The organism is Arenicella xantha, assembly GCF_003315245.1.
In the GTDB taxonomy this organism is placed as follows: Bacteria; Pseudomonadota; Gammaproteobacteria; order Arenicellales; family Arenicellaceae; genus Arenicella; species Arenicella xantha.
On the sequence record NZ_QNRT01000001.1, the window covers coordinates 556,537 to 574,776 of the forward strand.

General features: G+C 46.1%; 16 protein-coding genes. 10 read left to right on the forward strand and 6 right to left on the reverse strand.

Translation table 11 applies throughout. The features are described from left to right. Nucleotides 1-14 precede the first annotated feature (14 nt). The 6 genes from DFR28_RS02420 (at nucleotide 15) to DFR28_RS02445 (ending at nucleotide 4,331) form a co-directional block, all read left to right on the forward strand. Nucleotides 15-215: a RebB family R body protein gene (locus DFR28_RS02420; protein ID WP_113952704.1), complete on the forward strand. Its 201-nt coding sequence runs from the start codon at nucleotides 15-17 to the stop codon at nucleotides 213-215. 54 nt (nucleotides 216-269) lie between these two features. Continuing rightward, nucleotides 270-764: a RebB family R body protein gene (locus DFR28_RS02425; RefSeq protein ID WP_113952705.1), complete on the forward strand. Its 495-nt coding sequence runs from the start codon at nucleotides 270-272 to the stop codon at nucleotides 762-764. Nucleotides 765-821: 57 nt separating this feature from the next. Further along, nucleotides 822-1,178, forward strand: coding sequence for a hypothetical protein (locus DFR28_RS02430; RefSeq protein ID WP_113952706.1), 357 nt, complete (start codon nucleotides 822-824; stop codon nucleotides 1,176-1,178). 27 nt (nucleotides 1,179-1,205) lie between these two features. Next, the gene (locus DFR28_RS02435) at nucleotides 1,206-2,225 is read left to right on the forward strand and encodes a hypothetical protein (RefSeq protein ID WP_113952707.1); all 1,020 of its coding nucleotides are present in this window, start codon (nucleotides 1,206-1,208) and stop codon (nucleotides 2,223-2,225) included. 62 nt (nucleotides 2,226-2,287) lie between these two features. Further along, a complete protein-coding gene (locus DFR28_RS02440) occupies nucleotides 2,288-2,845 on the forward strand; it encodes a hypothetical protein (RefSeq protein WP_113952708.1) in 558 nt (185 codons plus the stop codon). Nucleotides 2,846-2,873: 28 nt separating this feature from the next. Then, nucleotides 2,874-4,331: an HNH endonuclease family protein gene (locus DFR28_RS02445; protein ID WP_113952709.1), complete on the forward strand. Its 1,458-nt coding sequence runs from the start codon at nucleotides 2,874-2,876 to the stop codon at nucleotides 4,329-4,331. A 62-nt stretch (nucleotides 4,332-4,393) separates the two neighbouring features. On the opposite strand, the gene DFR28_RS02450 is transcribed toward DFR28_RS02445, so the two are convergent. After that, the gene (locus DFR28_RS02450) at nucleotides 4,394-4,618 is read right to left on the reverse strand and encodes a hypothetical protein (RefSeq protein WP_147250907.1); all 225 of its coding nucleotides are present in this window, start codon (nucleotides 4,616-4,618) and stop codon (nucleotides 4,394-4,396) included. 307 nt (nucleotides 4,619-4,925) lie between these two features. Between DFR28_RS02450 and DFR28_RS02455 the strand changes: the two genes are divergently transcribed. Further along, complete coding sequence (locus DFR28_RS02455; protein WP_113952711.1) at nucleotides 4,926-6,530, forward strand: phospholipase D-like domain-containing protein; 1,605 nt, start codon at nucleotides 4,926-4,928, stop codon at nucleotides 6,528-6,530. A 28-nt stretch (nucleotides 6,531-6,558) separates the two neighbouring features. On the opposite strand, the gene DFR28_RS02460 is transcribed toward DFR28_RS02455, so the two are convergent. Further along, nucleotides 6,559-8,079: a helix-turn-helix domain-containing protein gene (locus DFR28_RS02460; RefSeq protein WP_113952712.1), complete on the reverse strand. Its 1,521-nt coding sequence runs from the start codon at nucleotides 8,077-8,079 to the stop codon at nucleotides 6,559-6,561. A 464-nt stretch (nucleotides 8,080-8,543) separates the two neighbouring features. On the opposite strand from DFR28_RS02460, the gene DFR28_RS02465 reads away from it, so the two are divergent. Continuing rightward, nucleotides 8,544-10,052: an alpha/beta hydrolase family protein gene (locus DFR28_RS02465; protein ID WP_147250908.1), complete on the forward strand. Its 1,509-nt coding sequence runs from the start codon at nucleotides 8,544-8,546 to the stop codon at nucleotides 10,050-10,052. Nucleotides 10,053-10,385: 333 nt separating this feature from the next. Here the strand turns inward: DFR28_RS02465 and DFR28_RS02470 are convergent, their stop codons facing one another. From DFR28_RS02470 to DFR28_RS02480, 3 genes are all read right to left on the reverse strand, one after another. Then, nucleotides 10,386-13,301 (reverse strand): TonB-dependent receptor plug domain-containing protein, encoded by a 2,916-nt coding sequence (locus DFR28_RS02470; protein ID WP_113952714.1) that lies wholly within the window; start codon nucleotides 13,299-13,301, stop codon nucleotides 10,386-10,388. Nucleotides 13,302-13,672: 371 nt separating this feature from the next. Further along, nucleotides 13,673-14,089, reverse strand: coding sequence for a DUF6524 family protein (locus DFR28_RS02475; RefSeq protein ID WP_113952715.1), 417 nt, complete (start codon nucleotides 14,087-14,089; stop codon nucleotides 13,673-13,675). A 162-nt stretch (nucleotides 14,090-14,251) separates the two neighbouring features. Then, nucleotides 14,252-14,962 carry a pectinesterase gene (locus DFR28_RS02480; protein ID WP_113952716.1) on the reverse strand — a complete coding sequence of 237 codons (711 nt, stop codon included), beginning with the start codon at nucleotides 14,960-14,962 and terminating at the stop codon, nucleotides 14,252-14,254. 492 nt (nucleotides 14,963-15,454) lie between these two features. On the opposite strand from DFR28_RS02480, the gene DFR28_RS02485 reads away from it, so the two are divergent. Beyond that, nucleotides 15,455-15,733: a methyltransferase domain-containing protein gene (locus DFR28_RS02485; protein ID WP_113952717.1), complete on the forward strand. Its 279-nt coding sequence runs from the start codon at nucleotides 15,455-15,457 to the stop codon at nucleotides 15,731-15,733. A 442-nt stretch (nucleotides 15,734-16,175) separates the two neighbouring features. Here the strand turns inward: DFR28_RS02485 and DFR28_RS02490 are convergent, their stop codons facing one another. Beyond that, nucleotides 16,176-16,826, reverse strand: a complete 651-nt coding sequence (locus DFR28_RS02490; RefSeq protein ID WP_113953381.1) for a hypothetical protein — start codon at nucleotides 16,824-16,826, stop codon at nucleotides 16,176-16,178. 229 nt (nucleotides 16,827-17,055) lie between these two features. Here DFR28_RS02490 and DFR28_RS02495 point away from each other — a divergent pair, with 229 nt between their 5' ends. After that, nucleotides 17,056-18,051 (forward strand): GlxA family transcriptional regulator, encoded by a 996-nt coding sequence (locus DFR28_RS02495; RefSeq protein ID WP_113952718.1) that lies wholly within the window; start codon nucleotides 17,056-17,058, stop codon nucleotides 18,049-18,051. Nucleotides 18,052-18,240: the final 189 nt, after the last annotated feature.

The following is an 18,240-nucleotide window of genomic DNA, read 5'->3' on the forward strand; positions in this document are numbered from 1 at the left end:
TTTTAGGAAATAAAATGTATCAATCTAACTTACTTAACGTTGGTTACGCAGCACCTTTGTCGATGGGCCTGACCTATATAGCAATGGCAAATAGTATTGCAAAGCTGATGGGCAACGCAGTATCCGCAGAAGGAAACTCGCAGGTTATACAGAATAGTAACGTCACTCAGTGCTGTGCGCTAATTATAGCAACAGGTGCAGCAAAACTGGCTTAACCATGGTCCGGCATTACCACTAACTAGAACACCAACATTAATAGGAACATTAAAATGATCGATGAAAGCTCAGTAAATAGTCAAACTACCGACTCGGTTTCTCAAGTGAATACTTTATTGTTGGGTACCTCCGCGTCGCAATCAATCGGCCTACTCGAGATGGTATCGGCCGAGACCCTAGGTATGTCCATGCATAACGCCGTGACCGCTCAACAGAATTCGCAAATGTCGACATCAGCATCAGTCACAGCAAGTTGCGCAAAGATGCTGCAGGCCGCACCGAGTATGCCACCGACAGTGGCTCCTCCTCCGGCACCATCACCACCGCCATTTATGCCATTAGAACCAGACACCGATAAAACCGCTGGCGACTATGTAAAAGAGGCAACGACGATGGCTGAGGAAGCAATTGCAATGATGGAAAAAGATGCTACGGCAACTGCCGCAGACAAAAAAAGTCTGAAAGCCCTGCTCGCTAAGCTACAGACCATCACGGGCAAGAAGGACACCGCTAAAAAGAATGCGCCAAAACCTGGTGAGCCAACGTAGCGAGACGCGCAACAATTCAATTCTTTCGACACCGTTTAAACGGCAGAGGAGCTAACAATGAATGACATCACTAAGGTCAACCCGCAAATTCTTAATTCAATAGAGGCAGTGCAACAAGCATCTATGACCGGAACCGTAATTTCGCATTCCGGTGCAGGAAAAGCGTATCAATCGGTTGCCCAATCGACTGCGATTGCAATCCAAGACGCAACCGACACGTTGCGCAACTTCAACACAATCGGAACAACAGCCGCTGGTGTGGCTGTCGCTCAGATGATCGCCACTAGCGACACAGAAACGTTCGGCAAAGTAATGGCGCAAATTAATACAATGCTCACCGACAGTGCTACTAACTTCAAAACGGTTGGCGACAACGCAAGCAATATTCTCGAGTCGTTCCCAACCGGTGGGTAACACGGCAATCTAAAAAGAGGCTTCGATATGACTATTACGATCCAACAATCAATGTTAGACACAAAATCTTTGTCTGACAAATCCCAGTTGATACTAAAGCTCATTCCCAACGGGCTTACCTGGATTGACTTATCGACCTCTCAATTGGCACCACATTACACATTCCAATCTGAGTCGGATTTAATCCTCGCAGTGCTTGATGGCCTCCATAATACTAAACTCTTATTCATTCCATCATTAGAACTATGTTTGGATCCTGAAAAACTCTACGCAATGACCACAGCGGAGCTAACATACATTGTGGATGCCGCCTCCGGGGGCAACATAGAGCAGGCAATTGAGGTCTGCGACACCTACAACTTACAATCTAATACACAGTTAAACTCAGTCACGCAAAAGATGCTGAGCAAATGCGGCGTTAAATCAAACAGTTTGTTTGAGGCTATGTCAATCAGCGACCTACTAAGCTTGGATGCCCAATTTAGCCGAATGCCTAAGACGCCCAACACAACGATACTCAAGGAGGCATCTAGTCTGGCTTTAGAGTCTGCTCAGACTCCGAGAGACTTTGCGGATCTAATGTCATTCAACTTAGTCGTCGTCGACAAACTAGATATCACTGACAATGATGTTGCTAGTAGAAATAAGGCAATCTGGCAGGTGATGCAGGCACTAAACCCTTTTGCAATGGAATTACTTAATTGTCCCCAACTATCTGGCTCTACTGCAGAAGACGAAATCACACAAGCTGTATCAACCTGGTTAGATTATGGGAATTCAATCGGTTTCTGTTCCAATGCTAGAGCACTACTTCAGCTTGCGCAGAACTTGGAGTTAACGCAACTGCAGGAGTCCGTCATTGCCAAAGCAACAGCTGATTATGTCGGCAAAACACAAATGTTTTTAAGATCGGCAATTATTCAGCCACCGGTCCTTTTGCAAGATGGTACTTGCTTGACCTACGCAGTTGAAAGCAGCAATCCATCGACGCAGCTTTCTCTCGACCCACATGGTTGCCTTACGCTCGATTACATGACCTTCCACTAGCGCCATATGTCCAAGCTATTTAGGCTCGACCAGAGAACACCATATTTACGAGGAACACAATCATGACTAAGAAGAAAAAATCGCGGCGACAAGCCGCAACACCGAACCCTCAGGTTAGCAATGAACTGAATAAAATAATGACCGAAATCGATAACAATCTGCGCCAATCAGAGCAGAGTATTTCGGATAATCTAAAAAAGACCTATGACCTTATAGATCAGGCCAAGGGCCATCTCGAACACATCAATGAACCAACAGTAGAACCATTGAATAAAGCACAAGCGGTGAGTGGCTCTTACCCCACTGTGGCCGATGCCCAAAAATCAATGGACGAGTCGATGGATGAGGCGAACATGCAGGTTCGAAAAGCCGCCCATACCAATCAAAGCGCACAGTCGATTTTAGAAACGCAATCAATGGAGATGCCAACACATTTGCAAGCGGCAATGGAGTCAGTGCAACAGTCAATTAATGCGACTGCGGCAGCCTTGCAACACGGCATGGAGCAAAAAAACGCTGCCCTAGAACAGCTTATGAACCAGCAAACCCAAGCCAATGAACAACATGCTTCACTGACTCAAAACCCCGACTCAACTGAACAGCCAGACATTAAAAAGTAGGGTTAATCACGAATAAGGAGAATCTCATATGATGGCAATTAGTTTTCAGGCGCCGACATTGTCAGCCGATGAATCTCTAAAAAATACCGCAGCAACACAGCAGATGGTCGACTTAATGGAGTTGATCAGCGACGGACGACGGCATGCAACCTTATCGATCGCTGACCGGGCTATGTTACTCAAGAAAGGCTTCGCCAAGGATCTAGTCGACAACGTTATATTCTATACTGAGCGAGCAAGTGACGCAGTAAGACACTCTCACGATGATCAGCTAGTCGTTGGGTTTACGCACTCCGCGTTTGACCCATCACTCTACGCTTGTGATTCGATCATGGATAGTTTGCGAGTGAGCCATGATGGTCGCTGTGCATATTGTGAAAGCTCAGTTGATCACGCGAGCTTAGCTCGAGTCAGCCATTATCGGCCGCCCTGGGGCGCATTTAGTCATGGCCAATGGCAACGAAACAGCTATTTTGAGTTTGCCTATGAGCCAAAGAATTTACTGTATAGCTGTCAAGCATGCACAGATCTATACAAAGGCAATCAGTTTCCGGTTGTCGGGCCGCGAGCACCACAAGTCGACGTAAGTGCTGAAGTGCCACTCATTCTTAACCCCTATACAGATAATCCAAGGGATCACATTCGCTTCAACCCTATAACATCACATGCCTATGCCTTTGATAAACTCAGTGAGTTTTTCAGTTGGTATTTAGATATTCCAAAAAACAAGGTCGGCGAGCACCTTTGGGACCACCCAGATTTATTAACAATAATCGACGATGCGGGCGCAGCGACAAACAAAAAGTCTGACATTCATGCACAGTATCAAAAGTGGAATAACGAACAGGAGTCGGTACGGTATAAAGGAGAAGTCAGCATTGCTGTCTTAGGGCTAAATCGTCCAAGCTTAGTGGCCGCTAGGCGAGCCAGCATGCTAGGTCTATACGCGCGATACGTAGTCGCAGAAAATGGTCACCCAGAGCATGACCAAGATATCTTTGATGCGCTACTTGACCGCGAAGACCCGACTACTAAAGGCTTAAGCGCAATCATGTACGCATCATGCTCAGTTGATTCCTTTAACAGCTGGAAGCGCGATCGTGCGGAAAGTGGTATTTGCTGGAATACGAATTATCGACAAGCCTCGCCAACAAATAGCGCTAATCCCCGAGCCAATACCATGCCGTGGTTTACCAGCAGTCTTCAGTATATGGTTTTGGAGAGCGAGCTATCACTAGCCGGTAAGCGACGAATAGTATGCTTGCACAGTAGTGATTTTCTATATGGTAGTGATCGTAAAGTAAAAACGGTCTTTCTACCAATCGATTGGGATGATGATTTCAACAATGTGATTAAAGTGTCGAGTCCTAAAATAGTATGGGAGTCGAGCTTCTCTGAATTAGCAAGTACGCAACCTATCGCACTACAAAGCTTATTTGCCAATAATGAGGTGTGGGCCGAAGGCAACTATGCATCCCTAGCTTAAATTTCGATCAAGGAAGTGATGAAGCCAGTCCACGAGCCTCACCACTGAACGCAATCTTGTGCTTACGATACTTGGATTTTGTCAGGCCCTAAATTATCGATCTCCACTGGATATCTCACGTTTTCATAAGTCTCCATGGCGCCCGCGCCATTTAGAGTTTTCTTCTTAGTCTTATGCTCGCCAATTTTGATGGTGTACGTAGTACTACCTGATCCGATGTTAGTAACAGCCAATTCAGGACTGCCTTGACTGAAGTTATGTTTTTGACCCGGTTTAATAATATGCATTAGGTTTTCCTCTTGGTTGTTTAAATAGTGTGCGCCCCGGCTAATGCTGAAACGCACTTTTAGCATAAGGATTAATACCAGCTCTGCGCTCGGTGAAACCTACGATTAGTTTGGTGTAAAGCCTTTTTCTACAACGAGCCAACTTCGCTAACCGTAATTTTTGACAACTAAAAGGTTGATTTCGTCGTATCAATGGAATTTCAGACCAAGTCATGATTCAGCCATTCTTTTACGATCAAGCTCTGACTAATTAAGGTCATGCAATTTTGACTGCTGCCCTGTTAATACGCGACGAGGATTCACACCAGTGCAAGTAGAAACCCAAAATAATAAGGTCGATTTCATTCTCGATGGTGATTTGTTTTTTAAACAATTGGGGGCACTATTAGATAGCCTCTTAGCCATCCAGCTCGAAGACGACAACCCAACTCCGTACTTAAGAATGGCGTACTGGCAATTTTCACCTGATGCGATATTGCCTGCCAACAGCCATCGGACCAATACTGTTCGACTTATTGATATGCTGGCCGCATTGGCTTTACAAGGTCATAAGATCCAGTTGATCGCGTGGAGTGGTACGCAAGTTGTTAATTCATTTAATGCAGAGATGAAGTCAAATTGGGAACTTCATTCGTGGGTTCAAGAGTTTAATCGTAAGCATACTAATCAAGCGCATTTTCGACCGATTGACTTGTATATGGAGTCGTATGGCAAGCGGACCAATGTTGGTACCAGTACCCATCAAAAAATCACTATCGTTAATACCGGCACCAACAGAACGGTTTTAGTTGGCGGCGAAAACATTGCACGAAAGTATCTATCCAACATCAATCACGACCCTCTAAACTGGTGGCACGATACAGCCGTTATGGCAAGAGGGCCAGTAGCACAGGCGGTGGATTCGGAGTTTGTAAGAAGGTGGAATAAACTACGCTCTCACGATGAACCCCCACCCGAACTGCTACCTAACGAAGACCGTGCTGGTGACACATCAATCACGATGCTAACTACCAATATCGAAGCAACACCGCCTGAAACCAGCATAAGAAATCGAGTATTACAGCGGATTAGCGAAACGCCTGCTGAAGGCTCGATCTATATGGAGAATTACGCATTAACTGACCCAGAAATCGTCAATAGCTTAACGAGTAAAATTGCAGACTCCCCGGCACTCAATTTGGTGGTTCTTGTTAATCACCCTCAAAACAAAATTATGGAGGGTTTCGAGACCTTTTCGTATTTAATGTATTACAGCTATGTGTCGCTCCACTCTAACGTAATCGACACACTCTCAGTGTGGTCAACTTGGAAGCGCTATTTACAAAATGACCCTGTCGTTCTAGATAACAGTTTCATGCACAATACGACCGTTGTTGGGCCAAATATCACTCCTGACCAGTTAGCAAAATTTAATCCCGCCACCAGCTATAAGCTGCGATTTAATGATGCTGAGGGAACTCAATTTACCTACGATTTTCAATATCTAGCCGGTTTAATGCCGCTTAGAAATTTCATGTATGGCCCCATATTGAATCAAGCCACCACCCCAAATCAGTGGCCATATCCGCATTCAAAGCTCGCTATTTTCAATCAACGCTACACCATGATCGGCACAAGCAACTGGACCTATCGCTCAATGCAATACGACGGCGAAATCATGTTAGAAATCGATAGCGAAGACTTTGCGGCACAGGTTATGAGCAGCCTATTTAACCATTGGAATCAGCCAACTGATATCAGTGAATGGGCCGAGCAAGCAGAACAAAATGAGCAAGACTGGCGAAACCACAAACTTGCACTTGGCGATTTGGCCATCGTGCCTCTGTCTTATAACGACTTCATTAACCCCACATCGCCTGAATGGCGATCTATGGCAACACGAATCGGCTGGGTATTATCAGCGTATTTTTAGCTCATTAGTTATGCGTCAAACAATGCCACTACCTTCTACGTCTGCGGTACTTTCCTGGACTAATACCTACGACTCGTTTGAACGTTTTTTCAAAATGACTAAGATCGTGGAAGCCAACATCAAACGCTATTTCAGTTATCTTGCAAGTCGGCTTTTCTTTAAGCAATAACTTTGCCTTAGCAATCCTAATTTGAATCAGTAATTGTTTAAATGAAGAATCAAGGTGATGTTTAAATAAATACGAAAGGTGAGATGCACTCACAAACGCCTTTTCGGCCAGACCACTTAGCGTCAAATCCGAAGAATACTGCTCAGCAAGGTAGTTGATTGCTTTTTCTAGTGCCGGATGATGCGTGACTTGCCCAAGGTAAGAGTCACTAGCAATCAGAGTGGCGATATCAGCGATCGTTAGAGACTGTTCGCAAAATTCCGCCTCTGGTAATTCTATTTTTTGTCCCTGCTTGTCACTCAATTGTGGAATGATTGCAAGCAAACCCGACGGTTCAAGATGACTCGAGTCAGACATCAATACCAGCTTTGAAATCACGCGCTCAAGCTGTTGTATGTTGTCCTCCCAATCGAAGCGTTCAAGTAACTCCATGCAATCAGACGACAGTGACACCTTGTTGATATGCGAGAGTTTCCGCAGATAGTGTTCGGTCATCTCTCTAATATCGCCACGCCGATCACGTAAGCTCGGAAGTTCAATCGACAAATAGTCTAGCTCTTGCCAGACGCAACGCTGTTTCTCAATTCGCTTTTGCGAAACACTGGCGATAACTCTAACCGGCACACCGACACCCTGAATGGCTGAAGCTGTGGAGCTAGTCCCATGTAACCAAAAATTTCTAACCTTGATAAACTGCGATTGCGGTAGCAGATCAATATCTCTTAGGAAGAGCGTCCCGCCTTGAGCCTGTTGCCAAAGCGTTTCAATATTTTTAATAATGTCTTGATCTTGCCATTTGCCACAACGCCCCTCAACAAACGGCCCTTGTCGCCGCAGACTATGACAATGAATAGAATATGCGGTTAACAGTTTCCCTGACCCAAACTCACCGTAAATCAGCACTGGAAAATCGACGCTCGAGGATTTTTCAATAAACTGGTCTACTTGCTTCGCCGCACGACTGCGACCAAGCCATTGCATATCAAGGTTTTCGCTATCTTTGATCTTCTTATGTGCTTGCTTACGCTTAATAAAATAAGTGAAATCTAAGGCAATGTCCTCAAACGCTCGCTTAACATCAACTAAATCCATACCCTCTTCAGCTAAAACGATTTCAATGTCACCGATTGGCTTATTCTGATAAACCAACGAAACGGTAATAGAACTACCTTTTGAATTGCGATTAAATTGGTTTACCGGTTTTGTCTTCGCAGCGAAGCGTGAGTACGTTTTCACTCGCACCGTTAAGTCCTGTTGTGGCGCATTTAGATCAAACCTTTCCACCTCGATGGTATCAACGGTGCAAGCCGCTCCAGCTTGTTTTAACGCGGTCACTAGCTCCGCTTCCAATTGTTGTTTCTCTATTCGTGATTTGTCCATTTTGAACTCCAATCCATACCCACGACATATCAACCCTTTCGCTATGTCTAAATTGATCTAGGCCTTATCCCAAGCCGCCAAACAAGGTATCGTGATTACTTCAGGGGGTTTAAGCCACCCCTGGGGGGCAGGAGTTACTTATAACCGCATCGAGAGAAAATCTTACGTAGAGGTCTAACCGACTTCCATTACAATAGATTACACTTGTATAAAAAATCACGGTCAGGCAGAACCACGGTTAACGCGACATCACAAGGGAGTGTCTTACAAGTTAAGCGCACGAGGCATAACGTCGCAATAGGCACACTGCACATCTCAGTAATAAACCCCATGTTCTTCATAAGATTAGCCAATCAAGTCATTAGATCCTCATCCATACTTTTGTAGTCGCTATTAGTGACTAACTAGATGTACGTTTGGCCACTCCAAATGTGCGGTGCGGACCTACGATATAGGGCTTAAATATGACGACCTACACAATATGCTATTCCGGTACAGACTGTTATTTGGATCAATCTCTGGTGATGCGTAAACCAGAGGAAATGCACTCTTACAACGTTAGCTCTGGATATATTCCAAGCAAGATATACCATGACCTTACTCGCGCTCTCGGAGCCCAAGCGAACTGCGTAACAATGAATGGTTGTGGCGCGCCCTATTCACAAAGCCATCAAAACTTACCCGTCAGAATCTGGACAATCGAAACAGTAGCAGAATTCCCCAACGACCCCGACCCTCAAGAACATAGCGTATGTAATAAAGCGCCAGCCTTTCGACGTGCGGTAGACTACCTAACCAACCCACTCTCCATGTACAGTGACTCAGCACTGGGATTGTCGGTCGAAATTATCGCGGTAGCCGGCATAGCCAGCATGTTAGGGGTCACGCTTCACCTCGTACCACTTGGCGAATTCGATCATATCAAAGAGTATTGGGACGACAGCACGGCCGGCGGATACACTCAAGACGATCTAGCATACCCAGTCAACAATAGTATGTGGAACAACACCCCTCAAGCCACCGCTGGCCATTATTGTTTGCGCTGGAATGCCGCCGACAACGACAAGATAACGAAGTTCCTCTCCGCTTTTAGTAGGGTCGCACTGGTCGGCCATAGTCGCGGCGGAGTCGCTTGTTTGATCGCATCAAATTATTTAGCCGAATGGTTTGCGAGCTTAGATATAAAAATTATTGCGCTGGACCCGGTACCAGGCCCTGGCGACTGGTGGCCATGTCTGACTCAAATCCCCGGAATGAAGAACATGGAATATGTTGGCATCTACGCCATTGATGAAACATCCAGTGGCTTTAATGGTGTGGTGCCAAAGGTAGTGGGAGTAGATGGCAGTAGTTCGAAAGTTGTCTGGGACCCACTTTCTCCGACAAGTGATAGCAAAACAATTAGTGGCTGGTCAAATAAAAATTACACACTACTTTATACGCGCGGCAGGCATGCCACCGTGCCAGGATCAAGAAGCAGTTACGGCCAAGGTGAGAGTGACCCCATTAATGACAATGTCGGCGCAAGTGGGAACCTGTCTAACGCCTATGTTATTAATAAACTTAACGCGTGGGGCCTTAATCTGACACCAATTACCTCAGATCAGATCAAGCAGTGGATTACCGACATGAACCGAATCCCTGAACACTTTGAGGAGATGCGAACCTATAACTACACGCCAACAACTCGTTTAGGCCTGATCAACGGTTGGTATTACTACAATGCGCGTGGCATCTCTTCCTCCAGCGGAAGCAATCCGAGTAGTTGGAATTACTTGGAGGCGTTTATCGAATACGTAACCACAGACAACATTAATGATGTTCCAAACGTCTACGGAGGCGTCACTGATCCGGCGGCAATTAATAATATGCGAGGGCTCATTAACTCTGGAGTCAGAGGCTCCTACTATAAAAAGTACGGTGGCAGCGGAAAAGTTCAGCCATGGCAGTTCTTGGCCGAAGCATTCTCTTAACTATTACACATACAAGATGCGGGGCAAGTGCGACGTTACTGCACGATTGTTGCAAAAAAATACGTAGCCATCACTCAATCTAGATGAGATAACGATTGAAAACGTGACGGGTCGAATCGGAGGTTCAGCGAATGAGAGTCGCAGCGGAATTTATGTCGATAGAGTGAAAAGTTGCATACAGTCACGACCAGCTCTTAAGCGATCATCCGCCACTAAACTCTGAGGGCTGTTTATATTCGTACTCTAACTCTTAAATTTAGCCCGGCACTTTCGTGCAAAAAAACCCCTCACAAATGCGAGGATTTTTTTTGCACTCGGGTTATTTTTCAAGTCCTAGAATTTCGCTTTAATTCCAAAAAAGACTCGGCGCCCTACCAAATCATAAAGCGCATTCTTGATAAGCCCAACGGGGACATCATCGAATACATTACGCACACCGCCATAAACCGAAACACTATCATTTACGGCATAGTTTGCACTTAGATCATGAGTTGTGATCGACGCGATAAACGCCGGAAATTGATCTTCTGGCGTATCGCCTGTTGGCGACACATCAAAATTCGCCGAACGATCAATGAAACGAGCCGACCAGTTGATGCTTAAATCGTTTACATGGTAAGTCGCACTAGCTCGATACTGGAACTCTGGGTCGCCGACTTCGCCGTCTTCAACATTAATCTCGTCTGGTCGATTCTGAAACTCAAATCGCTCTAACTCCAGCAGTTGGTTGACGAATAAATACAAGTCTAATTCACCAGGCCCAATTGCCAGACCGCGATAGTCAATCGCGAGTTCGATGCCACTGGTGTTGAACGCTGAGGCATTCAGGAAGCCTGAGCGAACTAAAGACACATCACGAGTATTCGGGTCCCGATCGATCTGTGAGCAAAAGCCCGCATCCAAACCGCCGCTTCCATCCACACAATTATCCAGAATATTCTGCGCGGTTACACTAACAATCGCATCGGTAATCTCAATGTCGTAATAGTCAAAAGTGAGGTTCAAGTTTTCGGCAAAATTGGGCTGCCAAATGAATCCAACGGTGTAAGACTCTGACGACTCGGAGAATAACTCGGAGTTTCCGCCGCTCAGAATATCGATTGAGACATTGTCGTTAGCTTGAAATCCCGCCGGAATTCCCAACGCGGCACAGTTAGCTACACGGTCTGGATCGTCATTAATATTGTCCGCGTCGCATGGGTCATTTATTTGTGCGAACCCCGGTGATACCGAGTCGAACGCCTCGCTAATACTCGGTGCACGCACCGCTTCGCCAATTGTGCCTCGTAAACGCAAACTTTCAACTGGCGCGTACAGAAAACCGATCTTCCACGCGTCAGCATCACCAGCATGAGAGTAATCAGCTGCTCTGAAGGCTGCGTCAATTGTCAGCTCTTCCGCAAAAGGCTTATCCGCCAACAATGGCAACTTCACCTCAACGAAAAACTCATCTACATCGAAGCGTCCAAAGTTATCTGGCGTTGCCGCTGTGGTTAACACGCCGGACTTGATAACTTCATCGGATATTGTGCTTGAGCTTTCCTCACGATGTTCATAACCCAATACAAAGTCTACTGGGCCACCAGGTAGATTGAAAAACTCACGGGTGTCCGTGACAAACGAAACACCGTATACCTCTTGCGTGATCTTATCGGTTCGAGTTGCGCTTCCGGACACATAGCTACGGGCTTCTTGCGACGCTTGTTGAAAGCCAAATGGGTTATAAGGGACGCAACCGCCAGGGTTAACCAACGCCGGATTACTATAACCCTCACCTTGCGCACTAGGTACGTTAGCTCGGCAATCGGGCTGCCCTGTTAGCGGATTAATAACCGAATCAACCGCTGCATCAAAATTGCTGGGAATTAAATCATTCGGTGTGGTTCGAATGTTTTCGCTCTCGCCGTCAACATAATAAACGTCGTAGCTAACATCGGTGTTGCCTAACCCGAAACGACCTTCCAAGCCTGCGGTATAACGAAACAACTCTCGATCATTGTCAGCCAAACGAAAGCCCAGCTCATCAAAGAACTTAGCATACGGCACCGCAGTCTGACCTGTGCTCAATAAAGTCTGCCGTAGGCCGTTATCGAGAAACGGGTTCTCGGCAACATTAATTACGATATCGCCGAATCGGAAAGCCGGTTGAAATAATTGTAAAACCTCTGATTCCACGTATTTAAAACTACCATACGCTGTCATATTCTCGTTGATTTCGTAGTTTAGCGATGTGCCAAATATCTTACGCTCAACTTCTGGCAAATAATTTTCAGAGCCCTCAGTTGAGAAACAAAAATCACAGCCATTAGGAAAGCTGCCAAACGCAAAGCTATTAGTCCCGTCGCGCGCTTGCTGGGTAATCGGATTCCCCGCGTTGTCAAAAGTAATGATGTCGCCAGCCCCGGCAAAAGGATTGATAACCCCGGTTGAATTAATTCGCTCAGAGACCACATTTGGCACCACTAAACGATCTGGTATGCCATCATCTTCGCCCCCGTCCGCGGGGTTTGCGATGGTACCAAAACTAGAAAACTGACGAATATCGGTTGCTAGGGTCTCTTCAATTTTGTCATACCCTCCATACACCGTAATGTTGCCGCGGTCTTCTGAAAAGTTAAAACCGCCAACCAAGGATGCTGAGTAGTTATCGTTGCTAACGCCCTCAGTCGAGCCCGCGCCACTCACATTCAGCTCAAAGCCTTCGAAGTCGTCGCGCAAAATTACATTTACCACACCGGTAACCGCATCGGAACCGTACACGGCGGACGTTCCGCCGGTGACAATATCAATTCGTTCAACCAAAGCGGCGGGAATCGTTGTCAAGTCAACTTGCGATGATCCAGCAACGCCAGCCACGTGTCGCTTGCCATCAACTAATACTAAGGTGCGCTCCTCGCCGAATCGACGAAGGTCAGCCGAGCTGGTACCGGCGAGCTCATTACCACCATTGTCGCCACTGGTGTTACCAGCCAAGGTACGAGTAGCACCAATCGCCGGCAATTCGGCGAGCATGCTGCCAACGTCGGGGGTCGCGAAGCGAGTCATCTCTTCTTGGCTAATCGTAACCACCGGTGCCGGCTGTGAAAATTCGGGTCGAGAAATCCTCGAGCCAGTTACGGTAATCTGTTCTAAAATTTGTTCGCCGTCCTCATCAACTTGGGCCGAGGTAACATTTGAGTTACTGACAATAATAGATGTAAACAAAGTCAGGCAAAGAGGTAGGGTCCTGCGGGAAGCAATAGTTTTCATAATAGCTCTCTCTGTTGGTTTTCGTAACGAAACCAAGGCGTTGCGCTTTAGGGTAGAGGCCTATTTAGGATGATTGGTCTAACTGCCTTAAAAAACACACACTTAGTTCCTAAAAAACACCATATAGCCTGAAGTAGACTATCGTCAAGTATTTGCGAGGTGTTTATGCACATCCATATGCAGCGCTCGACCCTATCGGTAAGTCGCTGGCAGCTTAAACTTCGGCAACGCCGGCATTCTCTCGGCAATGAATAGGGACAAACCGAGTTATGATAACGCCCGTGTAAAAAGCCACCGCCTGTGTATCACAAAGGCTTAACCACAGAGGTAGCCTCGCTTAGCTCGCCACATCCATTGCCTTAATTGTTTGCTTAATCGTCATCGACATCATCAATATCAACCTGGCCTGTGAGCCTGCGACGAATATGTGACCACGACATACCAATAGCCAGCAATAATGAGACGATTACCAGCACCACCCACGTCATGGCACCGACATTGTTTGCCTCAAGCCACCCTAGATCATAAAAGAGCCATACGAAACTAGCAAAAAATGCAGCAGCCAATATGAGACCAATTACGCCAAGCGAGCGAAATGTCGCACGCAGGTAGATTCCCCAAGCGATAACCAGGAATAATCCACAAATCGCAAGTGCTGGAGTAAATTGTGGAAACGAGCCTTCCGCCCAATGAAAATAGGAATACGCTGACGGGTTATAAGTAGCAAAGACCAGTACCAATGCAAAAACGAAACGAATAACAACTCCCTCAAAACCCAACACTTTCATACAAACCTCTAGCAATACAGTCAATTAACGAATGCCTCACGCAACAATCTGTGAGGCATATGATTAGCAGCTGACATTATAAAGAATTGCCTTCGAGGTCACCTTGTTTTATTTGTTACCGAAGCCTCAACTCAAGACCAGCGCTTCTATCTTCCGAGTTAATCAGTCGCAGCTGCTATCCAGTGGGGATATACTGGTCAATGAGTCGAACACAAAACTACAATTCTCCCCAAGCACACTAATGGGATCCGTCTGGGCAACAACCGTCGTGTTGATGGCTCGTAAACGAGACGTAGCATATTCACCGTAGATACCATACGAGTCACCAGCACCCTCGTTAACGCTTTCGATAACAGAATCAGAAACCGTCCAGCTACTAACTCGAATGATCATTCCGTACACGGTGCCGTCCGTGTTTCCCTCAACCAATATGTGTACATTAGAAACCGTGAAGTCGGAAAAAACCCCGTAAATACCAGACATATTGGCACCACTGCCCGTGTTCTGAATTGTTAAGTTCTCAATCCGTGAATTTGATGTCGCAACTACGACAGTGCCAAAAGTTTGACTGCTACTAGCAAAAGATCCCAGCAAGCGAGTCACTTCTGGGCCGCTACCTGACACGTTGACATACGGCTTCATGGTTAATCGCTCCGTTAACGTGTATTCACCTGGCGCAATAACCACCAAATACGGATTCGCTGCGCTGGCATCCGTAATTGACATCAAAGCTTCGACGGGATCATTAAAGTCACCATTGGCTTTAGCAACCGTAATGATGTTTGCAAGCGGCTTTAAGTCGTCACCAGACATGGGAACAACAACGACTTTATTTTGCGCATGTGCGGCACACGCAATAAAAACAAGAGTCATCGCAAAAAAATATTTAGATAGAGAAGTTAATGCTGCGCTTGTGTTCACGATGACCCTCGGGGAAATCAGGTAATATGAATAGCCTAATCTAAAAGCAAATCCGCCGGCAAACAACGGGCCATCTGGCCAGTCGGAAACGCGCACTCAGCAAATCTATGTGCCCGAGCCGCACCTAGCCTAGCAAAGGCCCTCAGTACATTTATAAAAAACCTCAAGCAATGGCTTCAGTTCGCAAATGATTTAAACCGCTATTACCCTGAATAGAGCAGCCTCCTATATATAACGACTGGACTTCCCAGAGTTTGCGAGCAAATCTGGCATCCTAGGCAAGCGCTGGTCTAATTTATTTGCAATAAACATGAGAATTCGGTTTTGTATACCGGTTTCAGTTATCTGAAAACACACTTGATTTGAGCACCCAAACATTTGAAGCTTCGCGACACGGTGTCTGACAACAAATTATTCTGCCTGGAAAAACTGGAGGATTAATAGATGAAGAGAGATAATTCAACAACAGAGAGATTGTTTAGGGCGGCAGGACTTTCTGAAGGTATGACGGTGCTTGAACTTGGCTGGGGTCCTGGAGAAGTCACCGAGCTCCTATGTGAGATAGTCGGTTCTGCTGGTAGTGTTATAGCAATAGATCGAAGTGTAGAAATGATATCTTCAGCCCGCCAAAGAGCCGAAAATGCAGGTAAACGAAATGTATTTGTGAGCGGAATGCGTTTCTGCGCTAAAGGCAGAAAAGAAAAATTAGCAGACAATACCTAACGATTAGCATTCAGATGTCGCTTGAGAGTCCTTAACTAGGCTACGAATAGTTTGCTATTACGCTGGACGTTTTCTAAAGAAAAGTTGGAAATACCTCAGTCTGTGTCAACTTAGTTTTTCCAACCGCTTAAAAGTTCACCGTTAAATCAGAACCTTAACCGTCTATCTTTTGCATCATTACGAGGAGCGAAACGACTATTCAAGGTAAGGCACTAGCTATATCTTTCCTAGTCTACAGAACCCTAAATCAAAGACCTGACCATCGACCTTCTTAGACTCTTTACCTTCTTAATCTATCCAGTGACTCTATAGCCCAACCCATCATCCTGAGCACACTACGTACGTATCTATTACAAAGATGTATCGTATTCGACCATCTTAACAAATGAACCGACTTGCCCGAAATACGATGACCGATCGAGCAAGTCTGATTTAAAGATGCTTATCTCGCAGCTTGCGCAATGACATCAAAATTATGGATATTGCTCAGCACACCACCTTCCCAACCACCAACAATCAACACATCAGCGTTGGCATGCAACGCACCAGCCACTTTGCCAGCGAAGTGAGCCTCTCGGCCGCTCTCGTCTACGAAGGTATCAAAAATTGCGAACGTAGTTTCATTTAACTTAAGCGCAGTCCACAACAGTGTTTCTGGCTCTGTTTGGTCGATGATCTGGGCAGCCCCAGTCAACAAGTCTTCGAGCGCTTGCTCTTTGCCCACTTGTGCATTCAGCACGATATATGTCGCCGTAGTCGCCCTTGTATCATTTAGCTCTGGAGCCTTAAACGACAATACCGACGGATTAACGATATTCGCGACAATACCAGCATCCCAACCGTCAAGGACCAGTGTACTCGCATTTTCATTTAATGCTGCCGCAACCTGCCCAGCAAAATGCGCATCACGACCATCTGAGCTCGAAAAGAAATCGAAAATACCGTAGCTACCGTGGTTTTTGCGTAACGCATACCAATACAGTGTGTCGGGCTCAGTTTTCTCAACCAGCTTGGCTCCATCCCTAAGAAACTGGGCTAGACTGTCTTCTTGGCCTTGGTTGGCCTTAAACGGAATATAGGTGGCTTCTTTCATGACGCTCTCTGAAGTTGTGTTGTTGGTTTGAGATAGCGCAGCGTTAGCAAAGGTGAATGTCACCACGAATGTATATACGCAGATGCGCTTACTTGTATTGAAAAGTTTCATTTTTCGGCCTGATTTAATTGCAGAGAAGCCATTTTATGAGTGGACACAACTTGACCGTGAGTGACAAAAATGACTATATACGTGCAATATTTGCCAATTTCTCATCGCAGCTTCCGTTATGAACACGATTGTCATTCTCTGCCTAAACAACGCCCTCCCATCGGGCCTAATGGGTATAAAAGACTTGCTCGCCTTAAGCGGGCTCCATTTTGTGCAACAAGGCACGCACCGAACAACAAACGAGTCCGCATGGGAACCAAAGGTAATCCTGGCAAATCAGGACGGTGACTCGATCATTGATGGCCACGGGCGCTCATTTGATGTTGATTCTGATCTCGACGCCATACATCAGTGTGATGCGGTGCTCGTGCCCGGTTTTATTCCGAACGCGGAAGGTTGTCCGCCAACGCCAATCACGGATTCATTAACACAGTCATGGTTAGCCGCACGTCACAAACAGGGAGCCCTGGTTTGCGGATCTTGTAGCGGTGTGTTTGCTCTAGGCGAAGCGGGAATACTCAACAACAAACGGTGTACAACCACTTGGTGGTTACACGACGAATTAAAACAGCGCTTCCCACGCGCAAATGCGATTTGGGCCAGCGCATTGGTTGATGACGCTAAGGTGGTTACGGCCGGTGGACCACTGTCTTGGGTCGACATCACCTTGCACATCGTGGAAAAGCTCGCGGGCGCGGAAACCGCCAGAATCACTGCCGACTTTGCGGTTGTCGACACCATCCCGAAGTCCCAAGCTTTGTATGTACCAGAAGGTTATCAAACTTCTAAAAACACATTTTTATCAAATGCAGAATACGCCATACGCAAAGCGTACTACAAACCCATGAGTGCTGGAGATTTGGCTGGAATTATGTCGGTGTCTGAACGAACACTCAATCGCAAACTCAAAGAACTCACCGGCCAAACCCCAAAGTCCTTCATCGACGGCATACGCATACGGCACGCCTGCACGCTATTGATCACGAGCAACAAGTCTGTCAAGGAGATCGCTTATTCATTAGGCTATTCAGATGATAGTGTATTTCGCAGGCTATTCAAGCGCGAGATGAAAATGACACCGTCGAGCTATCAACAACTAAAAACTGTTTCTTGAACAGGAACAGGCCGACGTTTAACTTAGTCGGCGATTGCCAAAAACTGTGTCCGCGTGAAACAAGCTTTAGATACCTTTTAGATGGATCTAAAATGGAACGATAGAGGCCCTAGCTTGTTTGGAAAACGAATCCTAAATCAAAGGCCTAACCCTTTATCTCGTGCAATTTTAAAATTCTGAGCCAATAGA